The 17,845-nt window shown below is 41.0% G+C and carries 15 protein-coding genes and 1 tRNA gene; 4 read left to right on the forward strand and 12 right to left on the reverse strand.

Features of this window, described 5'->3' with window-relative positions; genetic code table 11:
* Positions 1–206: 206 nt before the first annotated feature.
* The 12 genes from HMPREF2766_RS07930 to HMPREF2766_RS07985 form a co-directional block, all read right to left on the reverse strand.
* On the reverse strand, positions 207–1,139 hold the full coding sequence (locus tag HMPREF2766_RS07930; protein WP_070569223.1) for an alpha/beta fold hydrolase: 933 nt from the start codon (positions 1,137–1,139) through the stop codon (positions 207–209).
* Between the two features lie 129 nt (positions 1,140–1,268).
* A complete protein-coding gene (locus tag HMPREF2766_RS07935) occupies positions 1,269–2,150 on the reverse strand; it encodes a class II fructose-bisphosphate aldolase (protein WP_001018995.1) in 882 nt (293 codons plus the stop codon).
* A 139-nt stretch (positions 2,151–2,289) separates the two neighbouring features.
* The gene (gene vncS / locus HMPREF2766_RS07940; RefSeq protein WP_049489825.1) at positions 2,290–3,618 is read right to left on the reverse strand and encodes a sensor histidine kinase VncS; all 1,329 of its coding nucleotides are present in this window, start codon (positions 3,616–3,618) and stop codon (positions 2,290–2,292) included.
* Positions 3,615–4,271, reverse strand: a complete 657-nt coding sequence (gene vncR / locus HMPREF2766_RS07945; protein WP_049489824.1) for a response regulator transcription factor VncR — start codon at positions 4,269–4,271, stop codon at positions 3,615–3,617. The genes vncS and vncR overlap by 4 nt, the downstream gene beginning before the upstream one ends.
* A gap of 293 nt (positions 4,272–4,564) precedes the next feature.
* Positions 4,565–5,944: an ABC transporter permease subunit Vex3 gene (gene vex3, locus HMPREF2766_RS07950; protein WP_070569113.1), complete on the reverse strand. Its 1,380-nt coding sequence runs from the start codon at positions 5,942–5,944 to the stop codon at positions 4,565–4,567.
* Positions 5,945–6,231: 287 nt separating this feature from the next.
* On the reverse strand, positions 6,232–6,864 hold the full coding sequence (vex2, locus tag HMPREF2766_RS07955) for an ABC transporter ATP-binding subunit Vex2 (RefSeq protein ID WP_042902563.1): 633 nt from the start codon (positions 6,862–6,864) through the stop codon (positions 6,232–6,234).
* A gap of 126 nt (positions 6,865–6,990) precedes the next feature.
* Positions 6,991–8,268, reverse strand: coding sequence for an ABC transporter permease (locus HMPREF2766_RS07960; RefSeq protein ID WP_070569116.1), 1,278 nt, complete (start codon positions 8,266–8,268; stop codon positions 6,991–6,993).
* A gap of 394 nt (positions 8,269–8,662) precedes the next feature.
* Positions 8,663–8,748: transfer RNA gene (locus HMPREF2766_RS07965), tRNA-Leu, on the reverse strand.
* An 80-nt stretch (positions 8,749–8,828) separates the two neighbouring features.
* The gene (locus HMPREF2766_RS07970) at positions 8,829–9,404 is read right to left on the reverse strand and encodes a cysteine hydrolase family protein (RefSeq protein WP_070569118.1); all 576 of its coding nucleotides are present in this window, start codon (positions 9,402–9,404) and stop codon (positions 8,829–8,831) included.
* Positions 9,404–10,192, reverse strand: a complete 789-nt coding sequence (codY, locus tag HMPREF2766_RS07975) for a GTP-sensing pleiotropic transcriptional regulator CodY (protein WP_042902566.1) — start codon at positions 10,190–10,192, stop codon at positions 9,404–9,406. The genes HMPREF2766_RS07970 and codY overlap by 1 nt, the downstream gene beginning before the upstream one ends.
* A 281-nt stretch (positions 10,193–10,473) precedes the next feature.
* Positions 10,474–12,027, reverse strand: coding sequence for a degradosome RNA helicase CshA (locus tag HMPREF2766_RS07980; RefSeq protein WP_070569121.1), 1,554 nt, complete (start codon positions 12,025–12,027; stop codon positions 10,474–10,476).
* A gap of 196 nt (positions 12,028–12,223) precedes the next feature.
* Positions 12,224–13,456 (reverse strand): L-lactate MFS transporter, encoded by a 1,233-nt coding sequence (locus HMPREF2766_RS07985; protein ID WP_070569124.1) that lies wholly within the window; start codon positions 13,454–13,456, stop codon positions 12,224–12,226.
* A 192-nt stretch (positions 13,457–13,648) separates the two neighbouring features.
* On the opposite strand from HMPREF2766_RS07985, the gene HMPREF2766_RS07990 reads away from it, so the two are divergent.
* The 4 genes from HMPREF2766_RS07990 to gatD all read left to right on the forward strand — a co-directional run bounded on the left by HMPREF2766_RS07990 (position 13,649) and on the right by gatD (position 17,794).
* Complete coding sequence (locus tag HMPREF2766_RS07990) at positions 13,649–14,965, forward strand: FAD-containing oxidoreductase (RefSeq protein ID WP_070569127.1); 1,317 nt, start codon at positions 13,649–13,651, stop codon at positions 14,963–14,965.
* 93 nt (positions 14,966–15,058) lie between these two features.
* On the forward strand, positions 15,059–15,586 hold the full coding sequence (locus HMPREF2766_RS07995) for a hypothetical protein (protein WP_070569130.1): 528 nt from the start codon (positions 15,059–15,061) through the stop codon (positions 15,584–15,586).
* An 82-nt stretch (positions 15,587–15,668) separates the two neighbouring features.
* Positions 15,669–17,012, forward strand: coding sequence for a lipid II isoglutaminyl synthase subunit MurT (gene murT / locus HMPREF2766_RS08000; protein WP_070569134.1), 1,344 nt, complete (start codon positions 15,669–15,671; stop codon positions 17,010–17,012).
* Positions 17,012–17,794 carry a lipid II isoglutaminyl synthase subunit GatD gene (gatD, locus tag HMPREF2766_RS08005; protein ID WP_000263161.1) on the forward strand — a complete coding sequence of 261 codons (783 nt, stop codon included), beginning with the start codon at positions 17,012–17,014 and terminating at the stop codon, positions 17,792–17,794. Before murT ends, gatD begins: the two co-directional genes overlap by 1 nt.
* The last annotated feature ends 51 nt before the right edge of the window (positions 17,795–17,845 follow it).

Raw genomic sequence — 17,845 nt, forward strand, 5'->3', positions numbered from 1 at the left:
TATAAAATTAGAAATTTCACTCTTAAAATAATAGTTTTAATCAAAAATTCTGGTTTGATATTTTCCTTAAAACATCAAAAAAACCTGCCCAATGGGCAGGATTTTGGGTAAGAAAAAGAATTTTTTTAATCGAAAAAATTCACGATTCTACTGTTAATTCTTCAGCATTTAATTATTGGCATCAATCCAAATAGATTTATAACCTCTCAATTATTCTCTAAAAATTCTTTAATGCGAGAAACAATAGCATCGCTTTGATAATGATAGAGGTCATGAGGAGCATCCATATAAACGACTTGAACATTAGACTGGTCGCTTGCAAATCTCTCTGCATAACGTTGCCATTCTGATTGGCTAAAACTAGTACCATCACCATTAGAAACCATTAGTAAGGCCGGAATTTTCGGATTAATGTTTGAAGTAACTTTCTTGGCATTTTCCTTTACCGTTTGGGATTCATGAAACATAGCTTGTGACATCAACTGCTTATAAGCTAGAAGTTTATATTGTTTTCGTTCACTTTCGATCAGAGTTTGATTTTTTATATAAAAGGACTCAGGGAAATAACGTAATAACCCAATCTTGCTACTCCAATATGCCACAGTGAGCAAGGTCTGATTCTCCTTTAAATCTTCATAACTTGATGGCAATGCCCAATCTAAACCAATCAAAGCTTTCACTTCATCAGGAAACTTCTCTTGCCAAGCCAGACTCTCTAGACTAGCCATGGAATGAGACAGAATGATAAACGGCCCTGTGATATTTGCTTGCGAAAGAGCTTGGCGAGTCTCAGACAAAACCTCCATCACATCTCTTGAATGATTGCTATCATCACTATAACCATATCCCGCCCGCTCCACGATAACTACCTTATACTGTTTCGATAAGGATTCCGATACTTCTTTAAAATCCAATATAGGAGAAGCAATACCAGCACCTGAGAGAACAACAATAGTCTCAGGACCATCCCCTTCAACGTAAACATTTATTTGATGTCCATTGACGAGAACTTGTTGCCCCATAGGTGTCAGTGAGGCTTTTTCCTTTTCCAAACTGATACGGTGAAAGATGAATGTAGCGAGCAAAAACAAAAGAATAAAACTAAGAAAGCCAAGAAACCATTTTTTCAGTATTTTCATAGCATTATTGTACAAAAAATAGAACCTTTTAGCAACTTAAGATTGGTTCTTCTACAGTATATTCGCTATATATCCAGACACCAAAAAACCTACCCAATGGGCAGGTTTCATCTGTATTGTTCAGCTAGATTATGCTTTACCTTCTGAACCGAATACGTCGATACGTTCTTCAACTGATGCTTGGATAGCTTTTACACCGTCAGCCAAGAATTTACGTGGGTCGAAGAGTTTTTTCTTGTCGTATTCTGCTTCGTTTGCTTCGTAGTCACGAGCAAATTTACGAGTTGCGTTAGCGAATGCGATTTGGCATTCAGTGTTAACGTTAACTTTCGCAACACCAAGTTTGATAGCTGCTTGGATTTGGTCATCAGGAATACCTGAACCACCGTGCAATACGATTGGGAAGCCTGGAAGAGCTTCTGTCAATTTCTTCAAGTGGTCAAGGTCAAGACCTTCCCAGTTTGCTGGGTAAGGACCGTGGATGTTACCGATACCAGCTGCCAAGAAGTCGATACCAGTTGCAACCATTGCTTTAGCGTCTTCGATTGGAGCCAATTCACCTTTACCGATGATACCGTCTTCTTCACCACCGATAGTACCAACTTCAGCTTCTACTGAGATACCTTTAGCGTGTGCTTTTTCAACAACGTCTTTAGCCAATTTAAGGTTTTCTTCAACTGGAAGGTGTGAACCGTCAAACATGATTGAAGTGTAACCAACTTCGATACACTCAAGTGCATCTTCGTAGTGACCGTGGTCAAGATGGATAGCTACTGGTACAGTGATACCCATTGACTCAACAAGGTTAGCGATCAAGTTGCGAGCAACTTTGTAACCACCCATGTATTTAGCAGCACCCATTGAAGTTTGGATCAAAACTGGAGCTTTTTTAGCTTCTGCTGCACGCAAGATAGCTTGAGTCCACTCAAGGTTGTTTGTGTTAAATCCACCAACTGCATAACCGTTGTCACGAGCTGCTTGGACAAATTTTTCTGCTGAAACGATTGCCATTTGTCAGGCCTCCTATATATTTTTTGGGACATCCCATTTACATTGTTCATTTTATCACTTTTTGATAAAAAAAGCTAGTTTTTCCCATACTTTAGATTGAATTTCTTCCAATCCAATCAATGTAACCCCTTTCTTCTCCTTAGTCCTGAGTGACTTTGGGATAACGTATGAAGAAGGTCAATCGAGCATCCTGCATCTCAAAATGATAAGGTAATTTCTCGTGTTCTAATAAACTTTTGACCACAAAGAGTCCCATCCCCGAACCCTTGGCCTTACGACTAGCATTTTCAGAAAAAGACTGGGCCAGTTTTTCTTGTTCTTCAGGACTACAGCTATTCTCGATAAAGAGTTCTCCTTCTCTCTCGCCGATATGAACCAAACCACCTGGAGTGGAGTGCTTGATAGCATTGCTGATGAGATTCGATAATATCAGTTTCATGACAGATGGGTTTATGTAAGCCTGCTGATGGGTTAGGCTAATGTCTACCTGAAGTTCTCGCTCCTTGGCGAGCAAAGCATAATCCTTGACCAAACTTTGCGTCATCTGGACTAGGTCAATGTTCTCCTTCTCCTCTCGCAATTCCTGAACAGAAGAAAGAGAAAGTATCTGGAGAACGTGGTGACTGAGGTCATCCACAATTCCCAAGGCAACTCCAAGATAGTGATCTCTATCCTTATAACGGCCGACATTTTCTTTCATATTTTCGATTAGGATTTTCAAACTAGCCAGAGGTGTTTTCAATTCATGAGAAGCCCCTCGTAGGAACTCAACCTTCATCTTCTCCAGCTGAAGAATAGCTTCATTCTTGTCATGCAAGTCCGCAATGACAGTCAAGAGATGCTGGTAAAGGCTATTGATTTGTTCCTTGAGATCACCTATCTCATCCTTAGAATCCACGCGCAATCGTACTTGGGCATCCAAATCCATCATCCTACGGGTCACCCGCTTGATTTCCAAAATCGGGGCAACAATGGTCCGAGCGTAGATGTAGGCCACCAAAAGAGAAATCAGAAAGGATGCCAGCAAGGTATAGGGAAGAAACTGGAGACTAATCTGCTCTGCTTCCTTTTGCAAGTCCATTGAAGCTAGAAATTGGAGAGTCATAGTGCTGCCATCTTGCGTTTTCACCTCACGCTCCTCAATAAAAAGGGAAGTAGTTTGACGGTCCGTATCCAGAGGAAGATTGTCCTTGACTTCTAACTTGTCCTCGGTCATTTCTCCCTTGACAGCTCCTTTGATATCACTGGTCTGGGAATACAAGTCTAAGACTTGCTCAATATTCTGCCTATCTTTTCCATCCAGGGACTGGGCAATGGCTGTCGCTTTCTGGCCAATGGTTTCCTGACGATGGCTTAGATAAGTAGAGGGAAAGAGAAAATAAATGGCTAAATGAAGACAAATAACCAGAACACTAAAAATCGAGAAGGTATAGATAAAAATCTTTGTAAATAAACCTGTTCGTTTCATTTTCTCTCCAATTTATAACCAACATTGCGCACAGTGAGGATACAATCCAAGTCTAGCTTTTTCCGCAGTTCCTTGATATAGACATCAATAACACGGTCAAAGGGGACCTCATCTGTCGCCTTCCAGACAGCATCGATAATCTGAGAACGAGTCAAGGCCCGTCCCTCATTTTTCACCAGATAGTCCAGAATTTCCAACTCTTTGGCATTAATGGCCACTTCTTGACCTGCGAGGCTTGCGCTATAGCTTTCAAAGTCTACCTTGGTATTCTTATAGGAGAAGACTCTTCCTGTATCGTAGTAGCGCTTGAAAATCGCATCTACCCTCACTTTTAGAAGGGAGAGGGAGAAGGGCTTTTCCAGATAACCGTCTGCCAGAGAGGCAAAAGCACTCATCTTGTATTCCTCATCCTGAAAGGCAGTCAGCATCAAGATCGGAACCTGACTGGTTTTACGAATCTCAGCTAGAACTTCTAGGCCATTAAGCTTGGGCATCTGGATATCCAGTAAAACCAGGGCCACCTCATAGCTGGAAAATTTTTCTAGAGCTTCCTGACCGTCTGCTGCCTCAATGGTTTCATAACCACAATCGGTCAAATAGTCACTGATCCCCTCACGGATCATCTCTTCATCTTCTACAATTAAAATTTTCATAGAAAAAACGTTTCACATTCCTTTAAATTTCTTGTAAATTATCTCAGTTTCATCCTGATAGGAAAGAGCTTTATACTCAATGAAAATCAAAGAGCAAACTAGGAAGCTAGCCGCAGGTTGCTCAAAGCACTGCTTTGAGGTTGTAGATAGAACTGACGAAGTCAGTAACATATATACGGCTAGGTGAAGCTGACGTGGTTTGAAGAGATTTTCGAAGAGTATTATCAAGATGAAATAGATAAAAATGCTACCTATATTATACCCCATTTAGGGGAGAATAGGTAGCAAGTTTTTTATTCGCTATCGAGCAAGAGCTCTTTTGGTTGTTTTCTGAGGAGATTGCTTGAGGCAAGCGCCATAACGAGAACCACTAGAACCAAGGCAAGGACAAAGACGATGATAAAGTCTGATGTCTGAATGGAAATATCTAAGCTCGACAAGGTCTTGCTAAAGCCATCTACTTCTGCACCACCACCAAGATTAGAGGCTTGAGCAGCCTTGCTGGCTTGCTTGGCAACACCTGAAGTGACATTGGCAAGAACAGTATTTCCTATTGCACGGGCTGTGTAGTTGGCTAGGAAGTAAGCAGAAACGAGAGCAGGGATAGCAATCAAGATAGATTCGGTGATGAATTGCCCCAAGATACTTGCCTGCTTGAGACCGATAGAGAGGAGAATTCCCACTTCCTTGCGACGGGCGTTGATCCAAAGACTGAGCAAGAGTGCAAGGAGAAGAACTGAGAAGCTCAAGCTACCCCAAAAGAGGAGGTTGGCCATCTTGTACATACCAGAGATGGATTGCTCTAGAGCTGGGTAGTTAGAGGAGCTCTTCACAAGTGTGTAGCTCTTCCAGTTGATACCGCTGATACCATTCAACTCTTTCATGACGTCATCCAAGTTCTTGTCCGCTGTTACAAAGAAGGTTGCGTCCCCATAAATAGCTGTGTCTTCTGTATATCCATAAAGTTTTGCAGCAGTGTGAATGTCTGTGATAGCTGTGTTTTCATAGAGTTCTTGTGAGTAGGTTACTGCAGACTTATTGTGCCCATCAAAGAGTCCCTTGATTGTAACTTCGACTGTTTCCTTAGCACCTTTTTCATTGTCTGCATCGTAGATATTGGAGTCTAGTTTAACCTTATCTCCGACTTTCCAACCGTGTTTGGCTGCCAAGTCCTTGTGCATGAGAATCTTGTCCTTGTCGTCGTTGGTTAGGTGCTCACCTTCAACTAGCTTATATGAGCCAGAGACAAACTTGTCTTCTTTAGAGGAGTCATTGACACCTGTAATCATCAAACTGCTTCCAAACCGTTTGGCACGGTCTGCAGTGAGATTTTTCTTGGTTTCTGGCGTTTCAATGAGGTCGTATCCAGTCAAATCTCCGATAACGTTGATGCGTTTAACATAAGACTCGATGGCCTTATTTTCGGTGATTTTTTTGATATCCTCACCCTTAATATTCCCAGAACCACGTGGCGTTCCTTGATTGACGCGACGATTGATTTGCATGGAGAAACTATTGGTGATATTTTTAAAGGTCTCCTGAGAGGCCTTGGCAGTAGCTCCCTTGATCGATAAGCCGACCAAACTCAAGCTCGCCATGAGGAGAATAATCAGGAAGATAACAATCGATTTGAAAAACTTCCTTGTAACATAGGCAAATGCGTTGTGTAACATAGGTTCCCTTTCTAGATTTTGTTCTATTTCAATGTCTTATAACTTATATAAATTATTTTTTAACTATTTCCCTTAGATTGTGCGGACGGGAGCAACTTCCTGTAGGAATTTCATCCCTAATTTTTGAGCCATATGTCTCAAAAATTCCGGCCTAGATAATAACTTTGTTATTATCTAGGCTATCACTACTGCGGGAAATAGTTGTTACAGACTCACTTCGTTTATTATTTTACTTTACACGTATCTGGTTACCAACTAATACTATTTTAAAGTTTAATAACTAGATTCTATATTTCAGTCAGTTTCTTATCCTTCAATTCAAGTGTAATATCTGACGCTTGTGCCACTTCTTTACTGTGGGTGACGACGATCACACATTTACCTGTTTTCTGGGCAAGTGATTTGAGCAGTTCGATAATATCTCCAGCAGTTTTAGGGTCCAGATTTCCTGTTGGCTCATCAGCTAGAATAACTGGAGCTTCTGAGACTAAACTGCGAGCGATGGCTACACGTTGCTGTTGACCACCTGATAACTGGAGAACGTTCCGCTTGATCTGACTTTCATCCAAACCAAGTTCAAGAAGAGTATCCTTGCTGGCCTTTTTGTTGACCAAGCGGATATTTTCCAGCGGAGAAAGATAATCTATCAAGTTATAATTTTGAAAGACCAGAGAAATATGGTGCATGCGATGGTAAGAATATCCCTTATTCCGAATGTCCTCTCCTTGGAAAAGGATAGAACCCTCGACAGGGCTATCTAGACCAGCAAGTAGGGACAAGAGAGTGGATTTTCCTGCTCCTGACTCACCAATGATACTATAAAATTTTCCGGGTTCAAAATTATACTTGATCTGATATAAAACTGCTTCAGCAGTGTTCTTATAACGGTAGGTAACATCTTGCAATTGTAATAAAGTCATGATTTCTCCTTCTTATACTCAATGAAAATCAAAGATTAAACTAGAAAGCTAACCGCAGGTTGCTCAAAGCACAGCTTTGAGGTTGCAGATAAGACTGACACGGTTTAAAGAGATTTTCGAAGAGTATTAACTAATAGATGATAAAATTTCTTTCGGCGATTTTCTAAATAAGAATAGGAAACAAAGAGCTACGGATAAGCAACCAATCAGGAGCAGAAAGACATAGGATTCTGCAAAGGATAGGAGACTGGTTGATAGACCACTTGCTTTGGCCAGCGTTTCCTCTAAGGTTGCCTGATCTCCACTGGCTAGTACAGTTTGGAGTAGATAGGATGTGATGGCATTTCCAGCGATAAAGGATGGAAGCAAAGCTCCAAGTGATACCAAAACTACCTCTAAACAGAACTGGAGGAAGATCGAACTCTTGCCTTTTCCAAGTGCCAGAAGAATTCCCACTTCGTAGACCCTTTCTCTCAACCAGAGGGACAAGACCAAAATTAAGGCTCCTGCTCCTGCTATCAACATCCCATAAAGGAAGATGGTGAGGAAGGTTTGGAAGGTTGCCACTGAGTCTTTGATTTGTTCAAAGGCCTTGTTTTCCTTCTCGACTTGGTAGCCTTGACTTTCCAAAGCCAAGTTTTCCACCTGCTTCATGAGTCCGTCCATTTCCTTAGGATCTTCTACATAGAAGCGCGCTGCACTGACTTGAGCTTCACTATTTCCCAGAAGGGTTTGGCTACTTTCATAGTCTGTAAAGACTTGGTTTTCACTGAAGTCAGAAGACAAGCCTGTGAACTTCTCTTGTTTTTTTCCAGAAAAGATGCCGACAATTTCAAACTCTACTGTTTGCCCTTTTCCAGATTCTGACTGACCAGCATCCAAGCGAATCTTGTCATGAAGCGAAAGACCGTTCTTCTTGGCCAACTCCTCGTGGATCAGGATTTTCTTGGAGTCCCCTTTTTGAAGATGTCGCCCTTCTTTTAGGTTGAAAGCCGAACTGGTAAAGGTGACATCCTTGGATGAATCCTCGAGAGCCGTTAAGCTAACCAAGTTCTTGTCTGTAGCTGACAAATCATCACGTTCTACGCTCTGCTCACCACTCACCGCTTCCTTGTCTTTCAGTTTTGCGACCGTTTCAAGTTCAGGAGAAACATTTTCCAGTCCCTTAATCTTGCTCACGGATGCTAGGTCCGATAACTTGAAGGTCTGTCCATTTTCTATCTTTTTGATAGAAAATGAGGTATTGAGTGATTTGTAAAGATTGCTTTCCACTGTTTTGTTGGACTTCATCAGCGTCAAACAGGCTGAAATTCCTGCTAAAAGAACAAATAAAATCAGAAATAAAATAAAACTTCTCAGTCGTTTTCTGCTGACATAAGCCCAAGCTCTTTGGATTGGATTCATTTGTCACCTCCATATTTGTAAGACTATTATAAAATCCAAATATGAAATGTTTATGAAATCGAAAAAACTTTTTGATTTATTTTTTGAAAAAACAAAAAAGCTAGCAAACGCTAACTTTTCTTCATATATAAGGATAAATAGTACCAATCAAAAATCTACTTCATTTTAAAAATGATAATCACGTCTTTCTGATTAGTATTTTTCCATCTCCTAAGTTCTTCATTTTCTGACTTGTGTTTGAGGATATTCTTGATAGAATGAAATGGAAAACTCAGTTTAAATGTTCTGATACAATGAACAGTTCTTGATACCAATATTTTTCGATATACGAAACGTAGCCTCTAGTCTTCTTTGTAAAAACAAAAAGAGCTAGCCAAAGCTAACTCTTACCCTATGCGGAGAGAGGGACTTGAACCCTCACGACCTAAAGCGGTCACAGGATCCTTAGTCCTGCGCGTCTGCCAATTCCGCCATCCCCGCGTCGATTACTTTACTAGTATATCAACTTTCAAAATCTTTGTCAACACTTTTTTCAGATTTTTTTCATTTTTCCAACAGGCTTATAGTTCAATTTCAGCAAGGTTTTCATCCAGTAATTTTGCTCCCAATGTGTTCTTAAAATGCCCAAGAGCAAACTGATGATTTTCTGGCCAAATAGAAGCAACCGCAGGCTTGACAATCTCGATTTGATAACCTAAATTATAGGCATCAATAGCCGTATGAAGGACGCAAATGTCAGTCAATACACCGGTCAAAATGACCGTATCTACCCGACGTTCCCGCAAACGGATATCTAAGTCCGTTCCTGAAAATGCTGAATAGTGACGTTTGTCCATCCAAAAGACGCGACTATCCGCCTCATGCTCAGCATAAAAGTCAGCTAGGGGGCCATAAAGGTTACGACCGCTAGTTCCGATGATGTTGTGTGGTGGAAAGAGCTTGCTTTCTGGGTGGAATGTATCCTTCTCCTCATGAGCATCAATGGTAAAGAATATATAGTCTCCACGATTAAAAGCTAATCTGGTTACCTGATCAATGGCTTTTGATATTGCTTGAGCAGGTGCTCCAGCAGTTAGCTTTCCATGATCTGCTACGAAATCCTCTGTATAGTCAATCGAGATTAAAGCTTTTGCCATTAGTAGTCCCTCTTTTTCACTTCCTCAAAGATATCTGAAATCAATACCTTGAGATAGGTTCCCTTCATTCCTAGTGAACGGCTTTCAATGATTCCTGCCGACTCTAGCTTACGGAGAGCATTGACGATTACTGAGCGCGTGATACCGATACGGTCTGCAATGACTGATGCAGTCAGCTGCCCTTCATTTCCATCCAATTCAGCTAAAATAGCTGATACGGCACGAAGTTCTGAATAGGAAAGGGTGTTGACCGCCATAGTAACAGCTGTACGACGGCGAATATTTTTCTCATCTTCTTCACGTTGGAAGTTCAAGAGTTGAATCCCTACCACCGTGCTCGCAATCTCGACAAGAATCAAATCTTCATCTTCAAATTTCTTGTCATTGCGCCAAATGATCAACGAACCTAGGCGAATCCCTGATACATGAATCGGAGCGATGGTCGTCAAACCATCTGGAAAGTCCGCACGGCTCTCTACAGGGAAAATAGTCAAATCATGTTCAACAGGAAGATTGGCTTCCGTGTCGTAAATCATGTTTGCCCCTTGTACATAGACGTCAGGGAAGGTTTTAGTTTGGAAGAATTGTTCTACACGGTCATTATTTGTCTTATAACGCATAAAGTAGCCCAAGAGACGTCCCTTGTTATTCACAATACAAGCGTTACAGTCAATAATATCAGCTAACTGGCGTGTGATCGCATTATAAGGAAGTTCATCTTGGAGTTGCTCCTCAGAACGCTTTAGAATAGACGTGATTTTTCTTGTTTTTTCTAATAAATGTGCCATTTTTTACCTCGCATATAATCGCTTCCATTATAACATAGAAAAGTCTTTATTTCAATAATTATCTGAAAATTGCTTATTTAATTGCAATTTTGAACAGCAAAAATATTTTAGAAAAAAGCGATTTTTTTATTGACATCCTATTTTGTTTTTGATATCATAACATTATAAGAAGATGACATGATAAATCCCTTTCCGTTTCACCTATCCTTTACTATCACCATCTTCTTTTACTATCGGTCTCCTTATATATAAAAGCGATTCACAGTGTGAATCGCTTTTTTCTATTTGTCTCCTTTGTTACGAATAACAAAGCCTGTTTTCTTTTCGCTTGAAGTGTTGCGAGGTTTTTTATTGTCTTTATTACGGTAACGTCTGTCTTTATCAAAACGATCATTTCCACGACTGCCTTTTTTGAAATCATCACGGCAACCATTGCCGCGGCGATCACGGCCTCCTCGACCTCCCTTGCCTTTACCACCAAAGCCATTACCTGATGGTTTAAATGGCAGTGGTTTTTCACGCGCAATCTCCACTTCAGGAAGGCTGTCTGGATCTTGGACTGTCAGGCTCAAGATATACATAGCCAATTCTTCTGGACTAAATTCTGCAGCTAACTTACGAGCATCTTTAGCAAATTTCTCAAAGTTCCCACGAATAGTTTCATCCGCAAAATCGCGCTCGATTTTCTTGAGCGCTACTTGTTTCTTAGCTTGGAAGGCTTCTTCTGCTGTTGCTGGTTTCAAGCCTTTCATGCGTTTCTTAGTCAAGTTTTCGATGATTTGAAGGTAGCCCATTTCATTTGGTGCTACGAAAGTAATAGATTGACCTGACTTACCAGCACGACCTGTACGACCGATACGGTGAACATAACTTTCAGGATCTTGTGGAATATCGTAGTTATAGACATGGGTCACACCTGAAATATCCAAACCACGTGCTGCCACGTCAGTCGCAACTAGAACATCAAGATTCTCATTTTTAAAATCACGAAGGACACGAAGACGTTTATTTTGGTCCAAATCACCATGAATTCCTTCTGCACGGAAGCCACGAATTTTAAGTCCACGAGTCAATTCATCTACACGGCGTTTGGTACGACCAAATACAATAGCAAGTTCTGGTTGTTCCACATCCATAAGACGTGTCATGGTATCAAATTTCTCTTGTTCCTTGACACGGATATAGTACTGATCCACTAGCTCTGTTGTCAATTCCTTGGCAGCAATCTTGACATGCTCAGGGTCTTTCATAAACTGAACACCAATACGTTTGATAGCATCTGGCATGGTTGCTGAAAAGAGCAAAGTTTGACGATTTTCAGGGACACGGGAAATGATGGCTTCGATGTCTTCAAGGAAGCCCATGTTGAGCATTTCATCCGCTTCATCAAGGATGAGGGTTTCAATGTCTTGTAATTTCAAGGCCTTGCGTTTAATCAAGTCCAAGAGACGGCCTGGTGTTCCTACCACGATGTGAGCACCAGATTTAAGAGCTTTGATTTGTTTTTCAATGCTGGAACCACCGTAAACTGAGCGAACTTTCACTCCTTTGCTACGGCCAAAGCGGAAGAGTTCTTCTTGGCTTTGGACAGCGAGTTCACGAGTTGGAGCGATAACCAAGGCTTGGATGGTCGCTTCTTCTGTACGGATTTTTTCAAGGGTTGGCAAGCCAAAGGCTGCGGTTTTCCCTGTACCAGTCTGAGCTTGACCGATAACGTCTTTTCCTTCGAGAGCCAATGGAATGGTCTGTTCTTGGATAGGACTGGCTTCTACAAATCCAGCTTTTTCAATCTCTGCTAGCAATTCAGCAGACAAGTTAAATTCATTAAATTTCACGTTATTCTTCTTTCTAAAGGTGGTGCGAAGCCACCCTATAGGGCTTTAGTTTATACTTTTCTTTTCATGACGTATCTTCTACAAAAAAGAGATACCGTGTTGCTTCTTTTCCACGAAAGAAAAGTACGAGTTTCTTTGCAACCTATCTAGTATAACACAAGAGAGAAGCAAAAGATAGTAGAATTCTTTAGGAAAATCATGTAAACGATTTTTGGATTTCCTTTTTGATTGAACGACCTAGATAATAAGACAAAGCCAAGGCTATACTATATAAAATGAGAAAAACGAACAAGGTTTGTGTGTAAGAATGAGCTATTTTATAAGTCTCTGCTAATAAAATAGGCCCTGCTAAACCAGCCATTGCCCAAGCTGTTAAAATATATCCATGAAGAGCTGCCAATTCCTTGGTTCCAAAAATATCACTGAGATAAGCCGGAATCAATGAAAAACCAGCTCCATAGCAAGTCATCAAAATAGACATAGCGACTACAAATAAAATGGAATCTGTAAAGAGCCAAAGTGAGAGAGAAAAGAAAAGATTGACAAGCAGTAATATACTAAAGGTTAGAGGGCGACCGATATAGTCAGATAAACTCGCCCAGAGCAAACGACCAAACCCATTGAAAATCCCTAAAACGCCCACCATTACTGCTGCATGACTTGTAGACAAGCCAGCCATCTCCTGTGCCATTGGCGATGCCGCTGAAATTAAGCCTAAACCACAAGCTATGTTGATAAAGAAAATAATCCAAAGTATATAAAACCGATTGCTTTTCAGGGCCTGATTCGCAGCCATTCCTTGGGTCAAAGAGGCTGTTTTTTCTTTCCCTGAAACAGATAAAATTGCAAGCTCTTGCTCATTTGGACGCTTAATGAATTGTGAAGCTAGGAGCATGATAATAAAGTAACTTGCACCTAAAATATAAAAAGTTTCTACAAGCCCTACCCCTGCGATGAGATGTTGCGCTATGGGACTAGTCAATAAAGAAGCAAAAGCAAAACCAAATCCCATAATCGCTAAACCTGTTGCGAGACCACGTTTATCAGGAAACCATTTTATAATCGTTGACACAGGGGTAATATAGCCTGCTCCCAAACCAAGCCCACCTAAAATACCATAAGCGAGATACAACAACCACAGCTCCTGACGGTCTATTGCAAATCCAGTTAAGATATTTCCACCTGCGTATAGAAAAGCAGATAGACTCCCCATGACTCTCGGACCAAATTTTTCTACCAAACGCCCCATAAATGCAGCTGATAATCCCAAACAAAAGATTGCTAGACTGAAGGCAAAGGCAACAGAAGCCTGATCCCATCCCGTTTTTTCAATAATAGGGTTGCGATAAACACTCCAAGCATAAGTCGAACCCAGCATTAAGTGTAAAATGACCCCAGCAAAGGCAATAATATAACGATTCGATTTCATAAAACCTCCTATTTTCGAACATTTATTCTATTTTATATAAAAATAGATAGGATTTTAGTCTATCAAGCTTGTCAAAAAATTACTAGTATTTTGTCTGGAAAGCGTTTTTATCTTTTTCTGTCTTTTTCGTAGCAGAATTGTGCAAAAGTTTTTTTCTTGTGCTAGAATGAAATTCGAATAGGAGGACTATAAATGTTAACATATGATTTAATCGTTATTGGATTTGGTAAAGCTGGGAAAACACTAGCTGGTAAATTGGCTTCAGCTGGCAAAAAAGTTGCCCTGGTTGAACGTAGCAAAGCTATGTACGGTGGAACTTGTATCAACATCGGATGTATCCCAACTAAAACCTTGCTAGTTGCTGCTGAGAAAGACTTGTCTTTTGAAGAAGTCATTGCTACCAAAAATACTATCACTGGACGCCTTAACGGTAAAAACTATGCTACTGTTGCGGGAACAGGTGTAGATATCTTTGATGCGGAAGCTCACTTCCTTTCAAACAAAGTCATCGAAATCCAGGCTGGTGATGAAAAACAAGAACTGACTGCTGAAACTATCGTTATCAACACTGGTGCTGTTTCAAACGTCTTGCCAATCCCTGGACTTGCTACAAGCAAGAATGTCTTTGACTCAACAGGTATCCAAAACTTGGACAAATTGCCTGAAAAACTTGGTGTCCTTGGTGGCGGAAACATCGGTCTTGAATTTGCAGGCCTTTACAACAAACTTGGCAGCAAAGTTACAGTCCTAGATGCCTTGGATACTTTCCTACCTCGAACAGAACCTTCCATCGCAGCTCTTGCTAAACAATATATGGAAGAAGACGGCATTGAATTGCTTCAAAACATCCGTACTACTGAGATCAAAAACGACGGTGACCAAGTTCTTGTCGTAACTGAAAACGAAACCTACCGTTTCGACGCCCTTCTCTACGCAACTGGACGTAAGCCAAACGTAGAACCACTTCAACTTGAAAACACAGATATTGAACTAACAGAGCGTGGTGCTATCAAAGTAGACAAACATTGTCAAACAAACGTTCCTGGTGTCTTTGCAGTTGGGGATGTCAACGGTGGACCTCAATTTACCTACATTTCACTTGATGACTTCCGTGTTGTCTACAGCTACCTTGTTGGAGATGGCAGCTACACGCTTGAAGACCGCCTCAATGTACCAAACACTATGTTCATCACACCTGCACTTTCACAAGTTGGTTTGACTGAAAGCCAAGCAGCTGATTTGAAACTTCCATACGCTGTTAAGGAAATCCCTGTTGCTGCGATGCCTCGTGGTCACGTCAATGGAGATCTTCGTGGAGCCTTCAAAGCTATTGTCAATACTGAAACAAAAGAAATTCTCGGTGCAACTATCTTCTCAGAAGGTTCACAAGAAATCATCAACATCATCACTGTTGCAATGGACAACAAGATTCCTTACACTTACTTCACAAAACAAATCTTCACTCACCCAACCTTGGCTGAGAACTTGAATGACTTGTTTGCGATTTAACTAGAAAAATAAAAGTATTTTCTTTTTGAAAATGCTTTTATTTTCTTTTTATTTATGTTATTATATCGTTATATTATAAAGGAGGTTTTATGAATGAATAAAACAAATAGAATATTTGCACTCGGACTCTCTTGCTTGTCAGTCCTCGCTCTAGTTGCTTGTAGTGGTGCAAGCAAAAAAGAGGAAACTACTTCAAAGAATGACAAAGTAGAAACATCCTCAAGCAAAAAAGAGACCGAAAAGAAAGGAAAACTTGCTATCGGGGATAAAATAACGTTTGACAATGTGGCTGAGTATACGATTACAAATGTAGAATGGACTGATGAACGTAATCAATTTGATAAAACTAACCCTGACAAAGTATTGAAAGTAACATACAACGTAACTAATCTTTCAGAGAAAGATTTAGCTGTAGGATGGGATATGAATCTTTATGTTGGAAGTAAAAAAATGGACTCCTACGCTAACACGAACACTGCAGAAACTCTATCAAGTGGGAGATCTTTAGAAGGTGCTGTTCAACATTTTGGAGTTATTGGAAATGGTGACTTCGAACTCGAAATTAAACCTGTTGGTGATTTTAAATCAAAACCTGCCATCGTTGCATTTAAACTAGACTAAATCCAACAGCCCTCATCGGGCTGTTTTTGTTTCTGTGAAATCTCAAATCTGTCTTTTCTTTCTTTTATGATATAATAGAAACATGAAATTAAAAACTACTTTGGGCCTTCTTGCTGGGCGTTCTTCTCACTTCATCTTGAACCGTCTTGGTCGTGGAAGTACGCTCCCAGGAAAACTTGCCCTTCAATTTGATAAAGATATTTTACAAAATCTAGCTAAGAACTATGAGATTGTCGTGGTCACTGGAACCAACGGGAAAACCCTGACAACTGCCCTGACTGTCGGCATCTTAAAAGAGGTCTATGGTCAGGTTCTGACCAATCCAAGCGGTGCCAATATGATCACAGGGATTACGACAACCTTCTTGACGGCCAAATCCTCTAAAACTGGGAAAAACATTGCCGTCCTAGAAATCGATGAGGCCAGTCTATCTCGTATCTGTGATTATATCCATCCTAGCCTTTTTGTCATCACTAATATTTTCCGTGACCAGATGGACCGCTACGGTGAGATTTACACGACTTATAACATGATTTTGGATGCCATCCGTAAGGTGCCTACGGCTACTGTCCTCCTCAATGGCGATAGTCCGCTTTTCTACAAGCCATCTATTCCAAATCCTGTACAGTATTTTGGTTTTGACTTGGAAAAAGGACCAGCCAAACTAGCTCACTACAATACCGAAGGGATTCTCTGCCCTGACTGTCAAGGCATCCTCAAATATGAGCACAATACCTATGCCAACTTGGGTGCCTATATCTGTGAAAATTGTGGTTGCAAACGACCTGACTTGGACTACCGTCTGACAGACTTGGTTGAGTTGACCAACAATCGCTCTCGTTTTGTCATTGACGGACAAGAATACGGAATCCAAATTGGTGGACTTTACAACATCTACAATGCCCTTGCTGCGGTTGCCATCGCCCGTTTCCTCGGTGCAGATTCGCAACGGATCAAGCAAGGATTTGATAAGAGCCGTGCTGTCTTTGGACGCCAGGAAACCTTCCATATCGGTGATAAAGAATGTACTCTCGTCTTGATTAAGAATCCAGTCGGTGCTACCCAAGCTATAGAGATGATCAAACTAGCGCCTTATCCATTTAGTTTATCTGTTCTCCTTAATGCCAACTATGCTGATGGAATTGATACTAGCTGGATCTGGGATGCAGACTTTGAACAAATCACTGACATGGACATTCCTGAAATCAACGCTGGTGGTGTTCGTCATTCTGAAATCGCACGTCGTCTACGGGTGACAGGCTATCCAGCTGAGAAAATCACTGAGACAAGCAATCTAGAACAGGTTCTCAAGACCATTGAGAACCAAGACTGCAAACATGCCTATATCCTGGCTACCTATACTGCTATGCTGGAATTCCGCGAACTGCTGGCTAGTCGTCAGATTGTTAGAAAGGAGATGAACTAATGGTTTATACTTCACTTTCCTCAAAAGCTGGCAACTACCCTTATCAGCTCAACATTGCCCACCTCTATGGAAACCTCATGAATACCTACGGGGACAATGGAAACATCCTCATGCTCAAGTATGTGGCTGAAAAATTGGGGGCACATGTGACGGTTGACATCGTTTCTCTCCATGATGACTTTGATGAAAATCACTATGATATTGCCTTTTTCGGTGGCGGTCAAGACTTTGAACAAAGCATCATCGCAGACGACCTTCCTGCTAAAAAAGAGAGCATTGACAACTACATCCAAAACGACGGAGTAGTTCTAGCCATCTGCGGTGGTTTCCAACTATTGGGGCAATATTATGTTGAGGCTTCAGGGAAACGCATAGAAGGGCTAGGGGTCATGGGCCACTACACCCTCAACCAGACCAATAATCGCTTTATCGGTGACATCAAGATTCATAATGAAGATTTTGATGAAACCTACTATGGCTTTGAAAATCACCAGGGACGTACCTTCCTCTCAGATGACCAAAAACCGCTGGGACAGGTGGTCTATGGAAATGGAAACAACGAGGAAAAAATCGGCGAAGGGGTTCATTATAAGAATGTCTTTGGTTCCTACTTTCACGGACCTATCCTCTCTCGTAATGCCAATCTAGCTTATCGCCTGGTCACTACTGCCCTCAAGAAGAAATACGGTCAGGATATCCAACTCCCTGCCTATGAGGACATCCTCAGTCAAGAAATCGCTGAAGAATACAGTGATGTGAAAAGCAAAGCTGACTTTTCTTAAACCAAAGAAAACCATATCAAAGAACTCCCCTATCTTGTCGGAGTTCTTTTT

The organism is Streptococcus sp. HMSC076C08, assembly GCF_001810825.1.
Lineage (GTDB): Bacteria > Bacillota > Bacilli > Lactobacillales > Streptococcaceae > Streptococcus.